We start from the raw sequence: 13099 nt of genomic DNA, 5'->3' as shown, positions 1-13099 counted from the left end.
ATATAATAGTGTGCTTGAGAGATTAAGAAAATAAAAATTAAATCCTAGTGAAATACGAACTGATGTCGATTTGAAAGTTACAACACACCCGGAGCAGTGTATCGGTATTAGTTGTACGCAACTTGAAAATTAAACACGTGATAAAGGAGGGAAAACAAAATGGCTAAGAATGAAAAAATAAGAATAAGATTAAAATCATATGATCACAAATTATTAGATTTTTCAGCAGGTAAAATAGTTGAAACTGCTAAAAAGGCTGGATCACAAGTTTCAGGACCTGTGCCTCTACCAACAGAAAAACAAATTGTAACTATATTAAGAGCCGTACATAAGTACAAAGACTCTAGAGAACAATTTGAAATAAGAACTCATAAAAGACTAATCGACATAGCTAATCCAACACCTAAAACAGTTGACTCATTAATGAGATTAGACTTACCAGCAGGTGTAGATATAGAAATAAAATTATAAGAACCCCTAAGATATTATCCTATAGGTAACTATCTTAGAATGATTACTTCTAAAATGATGTAATCCGCTGTAAGAATTATAGGAGGTGCTAATATGAATGGAATATTAGGAAAAAAAGTTGGTATGACTCAAATATTCACTGATAAAGGTGTAGTTATACCTGTAACAGCTGTTGAAGCAGGACCTATGGTCGTTACTCAAATAAAAACAGTTGATAAAGATGGATACAATGCTATACAAATAGGTTTTGAAGATGCTAAAGAAAAATCTTTAAACAAGCCTAAAAAAGGACACTTAGCTGCTGCTAATGTTTTAAAGAAACATTTAAAAGAGTTTAGAGTAGATTCTGTAGAAGGATACACAGTTGGACAAGAAATAAAAGCTGATGTATTTGAAGCAGGTGCAAAAATAGATGTTACTGGAATAAGTAAAGGTAAGGGATTCCAAGGTCCAATAAAAAGACATGGACAAAGTAGAGGTCCTGAATCTCACGGTTCTAGATACCACAGAAGACCAGGTTCAATGGGAGCTTGTTCTTACCCAGGTAGAGTATTTAAAAACAAAAAATTAGCTGGACACATGGGAAGCGTAAAGGTAACAGTTCAAAACTTAGAGGTTGTTAAAGTAGATGCTGATAAGAACCTTATATTAGTTAAGGGAGCTATACCAGGAGCTAAAGGTTCAGTAGTAACTATAAAAGAAGCTGTAAAGGTTTCTAAATAATGACTAACCTAGAGAAAGGAGGAATAACAATGCCAAAATTAAATGTACTAAATGTTAGTGGACAAAACGTTGGAGAAATAGAATTATCAGATTCTATATTTGGCGTAGAAGTTAATGGACATGTTTTATATGAAGTTGTAAAAAATCAATTAGCAAATAAGAGACAAGGAACTCAATCTGCTAAGACTAGAGCAGAAGTTAGAGGTGGCGGAAGAAAACCTTGGAAACAAAAAGGAACAGGTAGAGCAAGACAAGGTTCTACAAGATCTGTACAATGGGTAGGTGGAGGAGTTGCTTTTGCACCTAAACCAAGAAGTTACAAATATACATTACCTAAGAAGGTAAGAAGATTAGCTATGAAGAGTGCTTTATCTTCAAAAATACAAAATAGTGAAGTTATAGTATTAGATGCATTAAACATGGATGCTCCTAAAACTAAAGAATTTGCTCAAATATTAAATAATATAAATGCTGCTAAAAAAGCTTTAGTAGTTATAGCTGATAAAAATGATAATGTAATAAAATCAGCTAGAAATATAGAAGGTGTTCAAACTGCATTAGTTAATACTATGAATGTATATGATATATTAAAATATGATTCATTTATAATAACTACAGATGCTGTTAAAAAAGTGGAGGAGGTGTACGCATAATGACTAATCCACATGATGTAATAATAAGACCAGTTGTAACTGAGCACAGTATGGCTGAAATGGGTGAAAAAAAATACACTTTTGTTGTGGCTAAAGATGCGAACAAAACTGAAATAAAAAAAGCAGTAGAAAAAGTATTCGGAGTTAGTGTTGATAAAGTAAATACTTTAAACTACGATGGAAAAGTTAAAAGAATGGGTAGAACTCAAGGAAGAACAGCAAGCTTTAAGAAAGCAGTAGTTAAATTAACTGCTGATAGTAAAGAAATAGAATTCTTCCAAGGAATGTAATATTATAACAAACGAAGGAGGGAAAACAGATGGCTATAAAAAAGTTTAGACCAACTTCTCCTGCCTTAAGACAAATGACAGTTTTAGTTTCTGAGGAAATAACATGTAACCAACCAGAAAGATCTCTTTTAGTTAACTTAAAGAAAAATGCTGGTAGAAACGTACATGGTAGAATAACTGTTCGTCATAGAGGTGGAGGACAAAAAAGAAAATATAGAATAATAGATTTTAAAAGAGATAAAGATGGTATACCTGCTAAGGTTGCTACTATAGAATATGATCCAAACAGAACTGCAAATATTGCATTATTAAACTATGCTGATGGAGAAAAAAGATATATATTAGCTCCAGTTGGAATCAACGTTGGAGATACTATCTTATCAGGATTAGGTGCTGATATAAAACCAGGAAACTGTTTAGCATTAAAAGATATGCCAGTTGGTACTATCATTCATAATATAGAATTAAAGCCAGGAAAAGGAGCTCAATTAGTTAGATCTGCTGGAGTTTCTGCACAATTAATGGCTAAAGAAGGAAAAAATGCTTTATTAAGATTACCATCAGGTGAAATGAGATTAGTAAGCATAAACTGTAAAGCTACTATAGGACAAGTTGGAAATATAGAGCACGGTAACGTAGTTATTGGTAAAGCAGGTAGAAAAAGACATATGGGAATAAGACCTACTGTAAGAGGTTCTGTAATGAACCCTAATGACCATCCACACGGTGGAGGGGAAGGTAGATCTCCAATAGGTAGACCATCTCCTGTTACTCCATGGGGTAAACCAGCTCTTGGATACAAAACTAGAAAGAAAAACAAAGCTTCAAATAAGTTAATAGTATCAAGAAGAACTAAGTAGTAAATTTATTTTTGCTCGGAAAGGAGGAATATAAATGTCAAGATCAACTAAAAAAGGACCTTTTGTCCATGCAAGACTTTTAAAGAAAATAGAAGCTATGAATGCTAGCGGAAATAAAGAAGTTATAAAAACTTGGTCAAGATCTTCAACTGTATTTCCACAAATGGTAGAAAACACTATAGCTGTTCATGATGGAAGAAAACATGTTCCAGTATATATAACAGAAGATATGGTTGGACACAAATTAGGTGAGTTCGTTCCTACTAGAACTTTCAAAGGACATAAGGATGACGAAAAATCTAATAAGAGAAAATAATTAAATTATGACTAAGAAAGGAGGAATAACAATGGAAGCAAAAGCTACTGCTAAATATGTACGTGTATCACCAAGAAAAGCAGGCCAAATCTGTGACCTTGTTAGAGGAAAGAATGTTGATGAAGCATTAGCGATATTAAAGTTCACTCCAAGAGGAGCAGCTTCAATAATAGCTAAAGTTGTAAAGTCAGCTAAAGCTAACGCAGAAAACAATCACGAAATGGATACTGAAAAATTATATATAGCATCAATAGTTGCTAATCAAGGGCCAACAATGAAGAGATTCATGCCTAGAGCTATGGGTCGTGCAACTACAATAAGAAAAAGAACTTCTCATATAGAGGTTGTTGTGAAAGAAAAAAAATAATTAATAGATAGGAGGGAAAGTAATGGGTCAAAAGGTTAATCCACACGGCTTAAGGGTCGGTGTTATAAAAGATTGGGACTCAAGATGGTTCGCTACTGATAAAAAAGAGTTCGGAAACTTATTATTAGAAGACCATAATATACGTAAATTCTTAAAGAAAAGATTATACTCAGCTGGAGTTGCTAGAATAGAAATAGAAAGATCAGCTAATAAAATAAAAATGGACTTACATGTTGCTAAGCCAGGAGTAGTTATAGGAAGAGCTGGTGCTGGAATCGAAGCATTAAAAGTTGAATTAGAAAAAATGACAAAGAAAAGTATAATAGTTAACATAGTAGAAGTAAGAAGTACAGATAAAAATGCTCAATTAGTAGCTGAAAATATAGCTTTAGCTATAGAAAGAAGGGTTGCTTTCAGAAGAGCAATGAAACAAGCTATACAAAGAGCAATGAAATCTGGTGCTAAAGGGATAAAAGTTTCTGCTTCAGGAAGATTAGGTGGAGCTGAAATGGCTAGAACTGAAGGTTATAGTGAAGGAAATGTGCCACTACAAACTTTAAGAGCAGATATAGATTATGGTTTCGCTGAAGCTGATACTACTTATGGAAAAATAGGTATAAAAGTTTGGATATGTAATGGTGAAGTTTTACCAACTAGAGATGGTGTAAATCCAAGAGAAGAAAGCAGAAAGAGCGACAGAAGAGACAACAAGAGAGATAACAGAAGAAACGATAGAAGAGGAAATGATAGAAGAGGAAACGATAACAGAGGAAACTACAGAGGACAAAAACCTCAAGGTGGACAAAGACCTCAAGGTGGATCAAGACCTCAAAGAACTGAAAACAAAGGAAATTAATAATAGTTAGGTTCAAGGAAGGAGGAAAAATACTCATGTTAATGCCAAAAAGAGTAAAGCGTCGTAGAGTTCATAGAGGAAGTATGGCTGGGCAAGCTCATAAAGGTAACAAAGTTACTTATGGTGAGTTTGGATTAGTAGCTTTAGAAGCTTCTTGGATAACTTCTAATCAAATAGAAGCTGCCAGAATCGCGATGACTAGATATATAAAAAGAGGGGGAAAGGTTTGGATAAAAATATTCCCTCATAAACCAGTAACAAGAAAACCAGCAGAAACTCGTATGGGTGCAGGGAAAGGTTCTCCAGAATATTGGGTAGCTGTAGTTAAGCCAGGAAGAGTTATGTTTGAATTAGCAGGTGTTTCTGAAGATAAAGCAAGAGAAGCTATGAGACTTGCTGCACATAAATTACCAATCAAATGTAAATTTGTTAAAAAAGAAGATTTAGAAGTAAAGGGTGGTGAATAGGATGAAAGCTAAAGAATTAAGAGATTTAACAAGCGAAGAGCTAATGAACAAATTAAACGACTTCAAAAGTGAATTATTTAGCTTAAGATTCCAATTAGCTACTGGTCAATTAGAAAATACAGCTAGAATAAAGTTTGTTAAGAAGGATATAGCAAAAGTTAAAACTGTTCTTGCTGAAAGAAAGTTATACGAAACTAGAGCTTAATTTGGAAAGGAGGCTTTTTAAACATGGAAAGAGGAAGAAGAAAAGTTAGAATAGGCCGTGTTGTTAGTGATAAGATGGATAAAACAATAGTAGTAGCTGTTGAAGAGTTCGTACGTCATCCACTATATAATAAACGTGTTAAGAGAACTAAGAAATTTAAGGCTCATGATGAAAAGAATATATGTAACATCGGAGATAGAGTTAAAATAATGGAAACTAGACCTTTATCTAAAGATAAGAGATTCAGACTAGTTGAAGTTGTTGAGAAAGTTAAGTAGTTTTTGAAGAAGGAGGGATTACGATATGATACAACAAGAATCACGTCTAAGAGTTGCTGATAACTCAGGAGCTAAAGAACTTTTATGTATACGTGTTCTAGGCGGAAGTAAAAGAAGATATGGTAACATAGGCGACGTTATAGTTGCTACTGTTAAAAGTGCAACACCTGGTGGAGTTGTAAAAAAAGGTAAGGTTGTTAAAGCTGTTATAGTAAGAAGCAAACAAGGCGTAAGACGTAATGACGGAAGCTATATATCTTTTGATGAAAATGCTGCTGTTATAATAAAGGACGATAAAACTCCAGTAGGAACTCGTATATTCGGGCCTGTTGCTAGAGAGTTAAGAGACAATGAATTCATGAAAATAGTTTCTCTTGCTCCAGAAGTACTATAATTAAGGAGGTGCAATAGGACATGATGCGTGTTAAAAAAGGTGACACTGTTGTAGTTATAGCAGGTAAAGATAAAGGTAAAAAAGGTTCAGTTTTAAAGGTATACCCTAAAGCTGATAAAGTATTAGTTGAAGGTGTAAACGTAATAACTAAACATCAAAAACCAAGTGCTATTAACCAACAAGGTGGAATAATAAACAAAGAAGCCCCAATACACATATCTAATGTAATGCCATTTGATCCTGAAACAGGAAAAGGCGTTAGAGTAAGATATGAAGTAAAAGATGGCACAAAAGTAAGAGTATCAGCAAAGAGCGGAAAAGAATTATAATAAATATTGCTTGAAAGGAGGGACCTTAAATGGCTTCTAGATTACAAGAAAAATACATGAAAGAAGTTGCTCCTGCTTTAATGGAGAAATTTGGATATAAAAACGTAATGGAGATACCTAAGTTAAACAAAATAGTTATTAACATGGGTATAGGTGACGCTAGAGAAAATCCAAAAGGATTAGAAAAAGGCGTTGAAGAATTAGAAATAATATCAGGACAAAAGCCTGTTATAACTAAAGCTAGAAAATCTGTTGCTAACTTCAAACTAAGAGAAGGAATGCCAATAGGAACAAAAGTTACATTAAGAGCTGACAAAATGTTCTACTTTATGGACAAATTAGTATCAGTTTCTTTACCAAGAGTTAGAGACTTTAGAGGTGTTAACCCTAATGCTTTTGATGGTAGAGGAAACTATGCTTTAGGAGTTAAAGAACAATTAATATTCCCTGAAATAGAATATGATAAAATTGATAAAGTAAGAGGAATGGATATAATATTCGTTACTACAGCAAAAACTGACGAAGAAGCTCGTGAATTATTAAAATTATTAGGAATGCCATTTTCTAAGTAAGCAAAGGAGGGATTCCCGTGGCTAGAAAAGCGATGGTTGTTAAACAACAAAGAAAGCAAAAGTACGCTACTAGAGAATACACTAGATGTACTATATGCGGAAGACCGCATTCAGTTTTGAAAAAATTTGGTATATGCCGTATATGCTTTAGAGAATTAGCTTATAAAGGTCAAATACCTGGTGTTAGAAAAGCAAGCTGGTAGAAGCTTGATTAGAATGGAAGGAGGGCTACAAAATGACAATGACAGATCCAATTGCAGATATGCTTACTCGTATAAGAAATGCTAATGTTGTTAAGCATGAAACTGTAGATGTTCCAGCTTCTAATATGAAGAAAGAGTTAGCTAGAATCTTATTAGAAGAAGGTTTCATAAGAGGTTATGATGTTATAGAAGATGGAAAACAAGGTATCATAAGAATACAATTAAAGTACGGACAAGAAGGCGAAAGAGTTATCACAGGTCTTAAGAAAATATCTAAGCCTGGAATGAGAGTTTACGCTGCTAACCACGAAATACCAAAAGTATTAAATGGATTAGGAATATCAGTAATATCTACTTCAAAAGGAATATTAACTGACAAGCAAGCTAGAAAAGAAAATGTTGGTGGAGAAGTAATCTGCTACGTTTGGTAATTAATATGAACAATGTAAGGAGGTGCGACCATGTCAAGAATAGGTGTTAAGCCAATAATAATACCAGCAGGTGTTGAAGTTACTATAGCTGAAGGAAATTTAGTTACAGTAAAAGGTCCAAAGGGAACTTTAACTAAACAATTAAGTGCTGAGTTAAATATAAAAAAAGAAGAAAATACAATAATGGTTGAAAGACCAACTGATAATAAAAAACACAGATCTTTACACGGATTAACTAGAACTTTATTAGATAATATGGTTGTAGGTGTAAATACTGGTTTCGAAAAGAAATTAGAACTAAAAGGTGTTGGATACAGAGCTCAAAAACAAGGGAAAAAATTAGTTATGAACTTAGGTTTCTCTCATCCAGTTGAAATGGAAGATCCAGAAGGAATAACTGTTGAAGCTCCAAACCAAACTGAGTTAATAGTAAAAGGTATAGACAAGCAATTAGTAGGAAACTATGCTGCTAAAATAAGAGCTTGGAGAAAGCCAGAGCCATACAAAGGTAAAGGTATAAAATACGTTGATGAAGTAATCAGACGTAAAGAAGGAAAAACTGGTAAAAAATAATACCAAAACTTAAACGCTAGAAAGGAGTGAGCTAGGTGTTAAAAAAGGCTGATAAAAATGCTAATAGACTTCAAAGACATAAGAGAGTTCGTAGAAAAATAAGCGGTACTGCTCAAAGACCAAGATTATGTGTATTTAGAAGTGCTAACAATATATATGCTCAAATAATAGATGACACAAACAGAGTAACTCTAGTTGCTGCATCTTCTTTAGAAGCAGAAGTTAAGAGTGCTGTTAATCATACAGGAAATAAGGAAGCAGCTAAGAAAGTTGGAGAATTAGTTGCTAAAAAAGCTGTTGAAAAAGGAATCACTGAAGTTGTATTTGACAGAGGTGGATACTTATATCATGGAAGAATTCAAGAATTAGCTGAAAGTGCTAGAGAAGCTGGTCTTAAGTTCTAATACGAAGGAGGGAAAAATACATGCTACGTCGTAAGCCGATAGATGCAGGACAACTTGACTTACAAGAAAAAGTTGTTGAAGTAAGACGTGTTACTAAGGTTGTAAAAGGTGGTAGAAACTTCAGATTTGCAGCGTTAGTAGTTGTTGGAGATGAAAACGGACACGTTGGTATAGGTGCTGGGAAAGCAATGGAAGTACCAGATGCTATAAAAAAAGCAGTTGAAGATGCTAAGAAAAATCTAATAGTAGTGCCAATGGTTGGGACTACAATTCCTCACGAAGTACGCGGACACTTTGGTGCTGGAAATATATTAATAATGCCTGCTGTAGAAGGTACAGGAGTAATAGCTGGGGGACCTGCTAGAGCCGTACTTGAGTTAGCTGGACTAAAAGACGTTAGAGCTAAATCTTTAGGATCTAACAATCCAAGAAATATGGTAAATGCTACAATAGAAGGACTTAATTCTCTAAAAACAGTTGAAGATATAGCTAAACTTAGAGGTAAAAAAGTTGAAGAACTTCTAGGGTAAGGAGGTAGTGTAAAATGGCTAAATTACAAATAAAATTAGTTAGAAGTGTTATAGGAACTACTCCTAACCAAAAAAAGAATGTTGAAGCGTTAGGATTAAGAAAAAGAGAACAAGTTATTGTAAAAGAAGACAATGCTCAAGTAAGAGGTATGATAAAAAAAGTAAGTCATTTATTAGAAGTAACTGAAATAGCTGAATAATTTTTAAAAAGTAGTGCAAGGAGGTGCAATCCATGAAGTTACATGAGTTAAAACCTGCTGAAGGTGCAGTGAGAGCTAAGAGAAGATTAGGTAGAGGTACTGCAACTGGACAAGGTAAAACTGCAGGACGTGGACAAAAAGGTCAATGGTCTCGTTCTGGTGGTGGAGTAAGAGTAGGGTTCGAAGGTGGACAAATGCCACTAGCTAGAAGACTTCCTAAGAGAGGTTTCAATAACATATTTAAGAAAGTTTACACAGAAGTTAATGTTGAAGTTTTAAACAGATTTGAAAATGGAACAGAAATAACTGCAGAATTATTAAAATCTACTAAAACTATAAGCAAAATAGGTAAAGATGGAATTAAAATCTTAGGTGAAGGTAATTTAGAAAAAGCTTTAACTGTTAAAGCTGCTAAATTTACAGCTTCAGCTCAAGAAAAAATAGAAAAAGCTGGTGGAAAAGCAGAGTTAGTATAATAACCTGCTAATCTCCTAGCCAGTACAGGCGGGGTGAATTAGCGTGCTGTCAAAATTAAAACAAGCTTGGAAGATTAAAGCAGTAAGAAAAAAAGTAATGTATACACTTATGATGATCGTGATATTCAGAATAGGTACTACAATACCAGTTCCAGGTATAGACACTAGTATTATACAAAAGATGGTAGGCGGCAATAGTCTACTTTCTCTGTATAATATGTTTACTGGTGGAGCATTTAGTAACTTTTCACTATTTGCTTTGGGTATAAGTCCATATATTACTGCATCAATCATAATACAGCTTCTAACAGTAGGTTTTGAAAGTTTAGCAGAACTTCAAAAATCTGGTGAAGAAGGAAAGAAAAAAATCAATAAGTACACTAAATATACAGCACTAGCTCTAGCAGTTGTACAAGCTTTGGGAATTACATTAGGAATTGTAAGAAGTGCTTTAATATCAAATAGTGTGTTTTTTATCACAACTGTTGTAATAACATTAGTTTCAGCAAGTATGTTAGTAATGTGGATTGGGGACAAAATTACCGAAAAAGGAATTGGTAATGGTAGTTCAGTAATAATATTTGCAGGTATTATATCAAGAATACCAACAGATGTTATTAAAATCGCACAACAAGTTAAATCTGGTCAAGTTGCACCTTGGGTAATAATACTTCTAATTGTAGTTATATTACTTACAGTTACAGGGGTTACATTTATACAAGAAGCGACTAGAAAGATACCTGTACAATATGCTAAAAGAGTTGTTGGAAGAAAAATGTATGGAGGACAAAGTTCTCATATACCAATGAAAGTTAACCAATCAGGAGTTATGCCTATAATTTTTGCTAGTTCACTTTTAGCTTTTCCACAAACAATAGCTATGTTTATGGGGGCAGATGCTCAAGCTTTTGTTCAAAAATACTTAAGTATGGCAACAGAACAAGGATTTTGGACATACAGATCAATTGAAATTCTACTTATAATTTTCTTCTCATATTTTTATACAACTGTATCATTCAATACAGAAGATATATCTAAAAATATGAAAAATAATGGTGGATTTATACCAGGTATTAGACCAGGTGAACCTACTATGGATTATTTAAATAGAATCTTAACAAGATTAACTTTAGCTGGAGCTACTTTCTTAGCAATAATTGCTATGGTACCAGCTCTTACAACACATTATATGAATGTCAATATGAGTCTAGCTGGAACTTCATTGCTAATCGTTGTTGGGGTTGCTTTGGAGCTTAAGAGACAGTTAGAGTCAAACTTAGTTATGAGAAGCTATCAAGGTTTCTTAAAATAAAATGGAGATGGATAATATGAGAATAATATTACTTGGACCTCCAGGTGCTGGTAAAGGTACTCAGGCGGCAGGAATAGTAGAAAAATACAATATACCTCATATATCAACAGGAGATATATTCAGAAAGAATATAAAAGAGGGAACAGAACTTGGAAAAAAAGCTAAAGAATACATGGACCAAGGTTTATTAGTACCAGATGAGTTAACTGTAGGTTTAGTTACTGATAGAATATCTCAAGAAGACTGTAAAAATGGATTTATGTTGGATGGATTTCCAAGAAATGTAGCACAAGGTGAGCATTTAGATGTATTCTTAAAAAATGCTGGTATAGTACTGGATAAAGTTGTCAATATTGAAGTTGATAAGAGCATATTAGTATCTAGAGCAGTTGGTAGAAGAATATGCAAGTCTTGTGGAGCTACTTATCATGTTGAGTTTAATCCTCCTAAAGTAAAAGGTGTATGTGATGTATGCCAAGGAGAATTGTATCAAAGAGCTGATGATAATGAAGAAACTGTATCTAAGAGAATACAAGTTTATCTAGATGAAACTAAGCCTTTAGTAGATTATTATAGCAAACAAGGTATAATAGCTGATATAAAAGGTGACCAAGCAATAGATAAAGTATTTGAAGATATTGTTGCAGCTTTAGGAAGTGGAAAATAAATGATTATCTTGAAATCAAAGAAAGAAATAGAACTTTTAAGAGAAGCAGGCAAAATTGTTGCTGATACTCATGAAGTTTTAAGAAAAGCTATTTCTCCGGGAATATCTACTTTAGAATTAGATAAAATAGCTGAAGAGAATATAAGAAAATACAATGCTGAACCTTCTTTTAAAGGATATGGAGGTTTTCCAGGAAGTATATGTGCTTCTATCAATAGAGAAGTTGTACATGGAATTCCAGGTGAGACTCTATTAAAGGAAGGAGACATTGTAAGCTTAGATATAGGAGCCTATTATAAAGGATATCATGGTGATTCTGCGAAAACTCATGGAGTAGGCATGATATCTGAAGAAGATAGGAAATTAATAGAAGTAACTAGAGAAAGCTTCTATGAAGGAATAAAATTTGCTAAATTAGGATATAGACTTTCGGATATCTCACACGCAGTACAAACACACGTTGAGAAACATGGTTTCTCAGTAGTTAGGGATTTGGTAGGACATGGAGTTGGAGCAAATCTTCATGAAGATCCACAGGTACCTAATTATGGACTCCCAGGAAAAGGACCAAGACTTAGAGAAGGAATGGTTGTTGCTATAGAGCCAATGGTTAATGCAGGTCGTTATCATGTAAAGACTCTATCAGATGGGTGGACGACTGTTACAATAGATGGAAAAAAATCAGCTCATTATGAGCATACGATAGCAATTACTGAACATGAACCTTTGATATTGACAAAGTTGTAAATTAAGAAGTAGGTGAAAAAAGTGCTATCAGATAATTTAAGTATAGGTCAAGTTGTTAAGGTTTCATTAGGTCGAGATCAAGGAAATTTATTTTTCGTAGTCAAGATAATTAATAATGAATATGTATTAATAGCTGATGGAAAGAAAAGAAAACTTGACAAACCTAAGTTAAAGAAAGTTAAGCACTTAAAAAAATATAATTTTATTAATGATGAAGTTAGAAAAAGAGTAGTATCTGGACAAGAGATTACAGATTCTTTTTTAAGAGCTGAACTTACTAAGTTAAATTAGATAATTTAACTTATTGAAATGGAGGGCTGGTTAGTTAATGGCCAAAAAAGATGTTATAGAATTAGAAGGTACAGTTTCAGAAGCTTTACCTAATGCTATGTTTAAAGTTAAACTAGAAAATGGACATGAGATATTATGCCACATTTCTGGAAAGCTAAGAATGAACTTCATAAGAATTCTTGAAGGTGATAAGGTGAATGTTGAACTTTCTCCATATGACCTTACAAGAGGAAGAATCACTTGGCGTAAGAAGTAGACTATCTTGATATTTAGTCTAAGGAGGGATTAATAATGAAAGTTAGACCATCAGTAAAACCAATATGTGAAAAATGCAAAGTAATAAAAAGAAAAGGAAAAGTAATGGTTATCTGTGAAAATCCAAAGCATAAGCAAAAACAAGGATAAGAAATTATTACTAGTATTTTGTTAAATTTTATAGTATAATACTATATTGTGATGTTAACAAAAGAACGTTAAAATCGTT

27 protein-coding genes are annotated in these 13099 nt (G+C 33.4%); all 27 read left to right on the top strand.

Annotated elements, in window-relative coordinates; all coding sequences use genetic code 11:
* The first annotated feature begins 159 nt into the window (after positions 1 to 159).
* On the top strand, positions 160 to 471 hold the full coding sequence (rpsJ, locus tag JJC01_00440) for a 30S ribosomal protein S10 (GenBank protein ID UDN58426.1): 312 nt from the start codon (positions 160 to 162) through the stop codon (positions 469 to 471).
* 93 nt (positions 472 to 564) lie between these two features.
* Positions 565 to 1194, top strand: a complete 630-nt coding sequence (rplC, locus tag JJC01_00435; GenBank protein ID UDN58425.1) for a 50S ribosomal protein L3 — start codon at positions 565 to 567, stop codon at positions 1192 to 1194.
* Between the two features lie 29 nt (positions 1195 to 1223).
* Entirely contained in the window at positions 1224 to 1847 is a 624-nt protein-coding gene (gene rplD, locus JJC01_00430) for a 50S ribosomal protein L4 (protein UDN58424.1), read from the top strand.
* On the top strand, positions 1847 to 2137 hold the full coding sequence (rplW, locus tag JJC01_00425) for a 50S ribosomal protein L23 (GenBank protein ID UDN58423.1): 291 nt from the start codon (positions 1847 to 1849) through the stop codon (positions 2135 to 2137). The genes rplD and rplW overlap by 1 nt, the downstream gene beginning before the upstream one ends.
* Before the next feature lie 29 nt (positions 2138 to 2166).
* Positions 2167 to 2997, top strand: a complete 831-nt coding sequence (gene rplB, locus JJC01_00420; protein UDN58422.1) for a 50S ribosomal protein L2 — start codon at positions 2167 to 2169, stop codon at positions 2995 to 2997.
* A 34-nt stretch (positions 2998 to 3031) separates the two neighbouring features.
* On the top strand, positions 3032 to 3313 hold the full coding sequence (gene rpsS / locus JJC01_00415; GenBank protein ID UDN58421.1) for a 30S ribosomal protein S19: 282 nt from the start codon (positions 3032 to 3034) through the stop codon (positions 3311 to 3313).
* A gap of 31 nt (positions 3314 to 3344) precedes the next feature.
* Positions 3345 to 3680, top strand: coding sequence for a 50S ribosomal protein L22 (gene rplV / locus JJC01_00410; GenBank protein ID UDN58420.1), 336 nt, complete (start codon positions 3345 to 3347; stop codon positions 3678 to 3680).
* A 22-nt stretch (positions 3681 to 3702) separates the two neighbouring features.
* A complete protein-coding gene (rpsC, locus tag JJC01_00405; GenBank protein ID UDN58419.1) occupies positions 3703 to 4536 on the top strand; it encodes a 30S ribosomal protein S3 in 834 nt (277 codons plus the stop codon).
* 35 nt (positions 4537 to 4571) lie between these two features.
* A complete protein-coding gene (gene rplP, locus JJC01_00400) occupies positions 4572 to 5003 on the top strand; it encodes a 50S ribosomal protein L16 (GenBank protein ID UDN58418.1) in 432 nt (143 codons plus the stop codon).
* A gap of 1 nt (position 5004) precedes the next feature.
* A complete protein-coding gene (gene rpmC, locus JJC01_00395; GenBank protein ID UDN58417.1) occupies positions 5005 to 5208 on the top strand; it encodes a 50S ribosomal protein L29 in 204 nt (67 codons plus the stop codon).
* 23 nt (positions 5209 to 5231) lie between these two features.
* Positions 5232 to 5486: a 30S ribosomal protein S17 gene (rpsQ, locus tag JJC01_00390; GenBank protein UDN58416.1), complete on the top strand. Its 255-nt coding sequence runs from the start codon at positions 5232 to 5234 to the stop codon at positions 5484 to 5486.
* Between the two features lie 25 nt (positions 5487 to 5511).
* On the top strand, positions 5512 to 5880 hold the full coding sequence (gene rplN / locus JJC01_00385) for a 50S ribosomal protein L14 (protein UDN58415.1): 369 nt from the start codon (positions 5512 to 5514) through the stop codon (positions 5878 to 5880).
* 23 nt (positions 5881 to 5903) lie between these two features.
* The gene (gene rplX, locus JJC01_00380) at positions 5904 to 6209 is read left to right on the top strand and encodes a 50S ribosomal protein L24 (GenBank protein ID UDN60103.1); all 306 of its coding nucleotides are present in this window, start codon (positions 5904 to 5906) and stop codon (positions 6207 to 6209) included.
* 29 nt (positions 6210 to 6238) lie between these two features.
* The gene (gene rplE / locus JJC01_00375; GenBank protein UDN58414.1) at positions 6239 to 6781 is read left to right on the top strand and encodes a 50S ribosomal protein L5; all 543 of its coding nucleotides are present in this window, start codon (positions 6239 to 6241) and stop codon (positions 6779 to 6781) included.
* A 17-nt stretch (positions 6782 to 6798) separates the two neighbouring features.
* Positions 6799 to 6984: a type Z 30S ribosomal protein S14 gene (locus JJC01_00370; GenBank protein UDN58413.1), complete on the top strand. Its 186-nt coding sequence runs from the start codon at positions 6799 to 6801 to the stop codon at positions 6982 to 6984.
* Between the two features lie 32 nt (positions 6985 to 7016).
* Complete coding sequence (rpsH, locus tag JJC01_00365; protein ID UDN58412.1) at positions 7017 to 7415, top strand: 30S ribosomal protein S8; 399 nt, start codon at positions 7017 to 7019, stop codon at positions 7413 to 7415.
* A 30-nt stretch (positions 7416 to 7445) separates the two neighbouring features.
* Positions 7446 to 7988 (top strand): 50S ribosomal protein L6, encoded by a 543-nt coding sequence (rplF, locus tag JJC01_00360; GenBank protein UDN58411.1) that lies wholly within the window; start codon positions 7446 to 7448, stop codon positions 7986 to 7988.
* Positions 7989 to 8023: 35 nt separating this feature from the next.
* On the top strand, positions 8024 to 8392 hold the full coding sequence (gene rplR / locus JJC01_00355) for a 50S ribosomal protein L18 (GenBank protein ID UDN58410.1): 369 nt from the start codon (positions 8024 to 8026) through the stop codon (positions 8390 to 8392).
* Positions 8393 to 8412: 20 nt separating this feature from the next.
* Positions 8413 to 8922: a 30S ribosomal protein S5 gene (gene rpsE, locus JJC01_00350; protein UDN58409.1), complete on the top strand. Its 510-nt coding sequence runs from the start codon at positions 8413 to 8415 to the stop codon at positions 8920 to 8922.
* A gap of 14 nt (positions 8923 to 8936) precedes the next feature.
* Positions 8937 to 9122 carry a 50S ribosomal protein L30 gene (rpmD, locus tag JJC01_00345; protein ID UDN58408.1) on the top strand — a complete coding sequence of 62 codons (186 nt, stop codon included), beginning with the start codon at positions 8937 to 8939 and terminating at the stop codon, positions 9120 to 9122.
* A 32-nt stretch (positions 9123 to 9154) separates the two neighbouring features.
* Complete coding sequence (gene rplO / locus JJC01_00340; GenBank protein ID UDN58407.1) at positions 9155 to 9598, top strand: 50S ribosomal protein L15; 444 nt, start codon at positions 9155 to 9157, stop codon at positions 9596 to 9598.
* A 43-nt stretch (positions 9599 to 9641) separates the two neighbouring features.
* Positions 9642 to 10910 carry a preprotein translocase subunit SecY gene (gene secY, locus JJC01_00335; protein ID UDN58406.1) on the top strand — a complete coding sequence of 423 codons (1269 nt, stop codon included), beginning with the start codon at positions 9642 to 9644 and terminating at the stop codon, positions 10908 to 10910.
* Between the two features lie 16 nt (positions 10911 to 10926).
* Entirely contained in the window at positions 10927 to 11577 is a 651-nt protein-coding gene (locus JJC01_00330) for an adenylate kinase (GenBank protein ID UDN58405.1), read from the top strand.
* Positions 11578 to 12324 (top strand): type I methionyl aminopeptidase, encoded by a 747-nt coding sequence (gene map, locus JJC01_00325; GenBank protein UDN58404.1) that lies wholly within the window; start codon positions 11578 to 11580, stop codon positions 12322 to 12324. It abuts the gene before it with no gap.
* Between the two features lie 21 nt (positions 12325 to 12345).
* A complete protein-coding gene (locus JJC01_00320) occupies positions 12346 to 12615 on the top strand; it encodes a KOW domain-containing protein (GenBank protein ID UDN58403.1) in 270 nt (89 codons plus the stop codon).
* Between the two features lie 37 nt (positions 12616 to 12652).
* On the top strand, positions 12653 to 12871 hold the full coding sequence (gene infA / locus JJC01_00315; protein UDN58402.1) for a translation initiation factor IF-1: 219 nt from the start codon (positions 12653 to 12655) through the stop codon (positions 12869 to 12871).
* Positions 12872 to 12906: 35 nt separating this feature from the next.
* The gene (rpmJ, locus tag JJC01_00310) at positions 12907 to 13020 is read left to right on the top strand and encodes a 50S ribosomal protein L36 (GenBank protein UDN58401.1); all 114 of its coding nucleotides are present in this window, start codon (positions 12907 to 12909) and stop codon (positions 13018 to 13020) included.
* Positions 13021 to 13099 lie beyond the last annotated feature (79 nt).

The organism is Clostridioides sp. ES-S-0010-02 (assembly GCA_020641055.1).
Taxonomy (GTDB): Bacteria; Bacillota; Clostridia; order Peptostreptococcales; family Peptostreptococcaceae; genus Clostridioides.
This window is presented reverse-complemented; position numbering and strand designations above follow the sequence as displayed.

Excerpts from the sequence above, each read along its gene's own strand:
- rpsS (UDN58421.1), top strand. The coding sequence starts at position 3,032 with ATGTCAAGATCAACTAAAAAAGGACCTTTTGTCCATGCAAGACTTTTA.
- rplN (UDN58415.1), top strand. The coding sequence starts at position 5,512 with ATGATACAACAAGAATCACGTCTAAGAGTTGCTGATAACTCAGGAGCT.
- rplD (UDN58424.1), top strand. The coding sequence starts at position 1,224 with ATGCCAAAATTAAATGTACTAAATGTTAGTGGACAAAACGTTGGAGAA.
- rpsJ (UDN58426.1), top strand. The coding sequence starts at position 160 with ATGGCTAAGAATGAAAAAATAAGAATAAGATTAAAATCATATGATCAC.
- rpmD (UDN58408.1), top strand. The coding sequence starts at position 8,937 with ATGGCTAAATTACAAATAAAATTAGTTAGAAGTGTTATAGGAACTACT.
- rplE (UDN58414.1), top strand. The coding sequence starts at position 6,239 with ATGGCTTCTAGATTACAAGAAAAATACATGAAAGAAGTTGCTCCTGCT.
- rpmC (UDN58417.1), top strand. The coding sequence starts at position 5,005 with ATGAAAGCTAAAGAATTAAGAGATTTAACAAGCGAAGAGCTAATGAAC.
- rplO (UDN58407.1), top strand. The coding sequence starts at position 9,155 with ATGAAGTTACATGAGTTAAAACCTGCTGAAGGTGCAGTGAGAGCTAAG.
- map (UDN58404.1), top strand. The coding sequence starts at position 11,578 with ATGATTATCTTGAAATCAAAGAAAGAAATAGAACTTTTAAGAGAAGCA.
- rplF (UDN58411.1), top strand. The coding sequence starts at position 7,446 with ATGTCAAGAATAGGTGTTAAGCCAATAATAATACCAGCAGGTGTTGAA.
- rplP (UDN58418.1), top strand. The coding sequence starts at position 4,572 with ATGTTAATGCCAAAAAGAGTAAAGCGTCGTAGAGTTCATAGAGGAAGT.
- rpsE (UDN58409.1), top strand. The coding sequence starts at position 8,413 with ATGCTACGTCGTAAGCCGATAGATGCAGGACAACTTGACTTACAAGAA.
- rplB (UDN58422.1), top strand. The coding sequence starts at position 2,167 with ATGGCTATAAAAAAGTTTAGACCAACTTCTCCTGCCTTAAGACAAATG.
- rpsQ (UDN58416.1), top strand. The coding sequence starts at position 5,232 with ATGGAAAGAGGAAGAAGAAAAGTTAGAATAGGCCGTGTTGTTAGTGAT.
- infA (UDN58402.1), top strand. The coding sequence starts at position 12,653 with ATGGCCAAAAAAGATGTTATAGAATTAGAAGGTACAGTTTCAGAAGCT.
- rplW (UDN58423.1), top strand. The coding sequence starts at position 1,847 with ATGACTAATCCACATGATGTAATAATAAGACCAGTTGTAACTGAGCAC.
- rplX (UDN60103.1), top strand. The coding sequence starts at position 5,904 with ATGCGTGTTAAAAAAGGTGACACTGTTGTAGTTATAGCAGGTAAAGAT.
- rplV (UDN58420.1), top strand. The coding sequence starts at position 3,345 with ATGGAAGCAAAAGCTACTGCTAAATATGTACGTGTATCACCAAGAAAA.
- rpsC (UDN58419.1), top strand. The coding sequence starts at position 3,703 with ATGGGTCAAAAGGTTAATCCACACGGCTTAAGGGTCGGTGTTATAAAA.
- rplC (UDN58425.1), top strand. The coding sequence starts at position 565 with ATGAATGGAATATTAGGAAAAAAAGTTGGTATGACTCAAATATTCACT.
- JJC01_00330 (UDN58405.1), top strand. The coding sequence starts at position 10,927 with ATGAGAATAATATTACTTGGACCTCCAGGTGCTGGTAAAGGTACTCAG.
- rpsH (UDN58412.1), top strand. The coding sequence starts at position 7,017 with ATGACAATGACAGATCCAATTGCAGATATGCTTACTCGTATAAGAAAT.
- rpmJ (UDN58401.1), top strand. The coding sequence starts at position 12,907 with ATGAAAGTTAGACCATCAGTAAAACCAATATGTGAAAAATGCAAAGTA.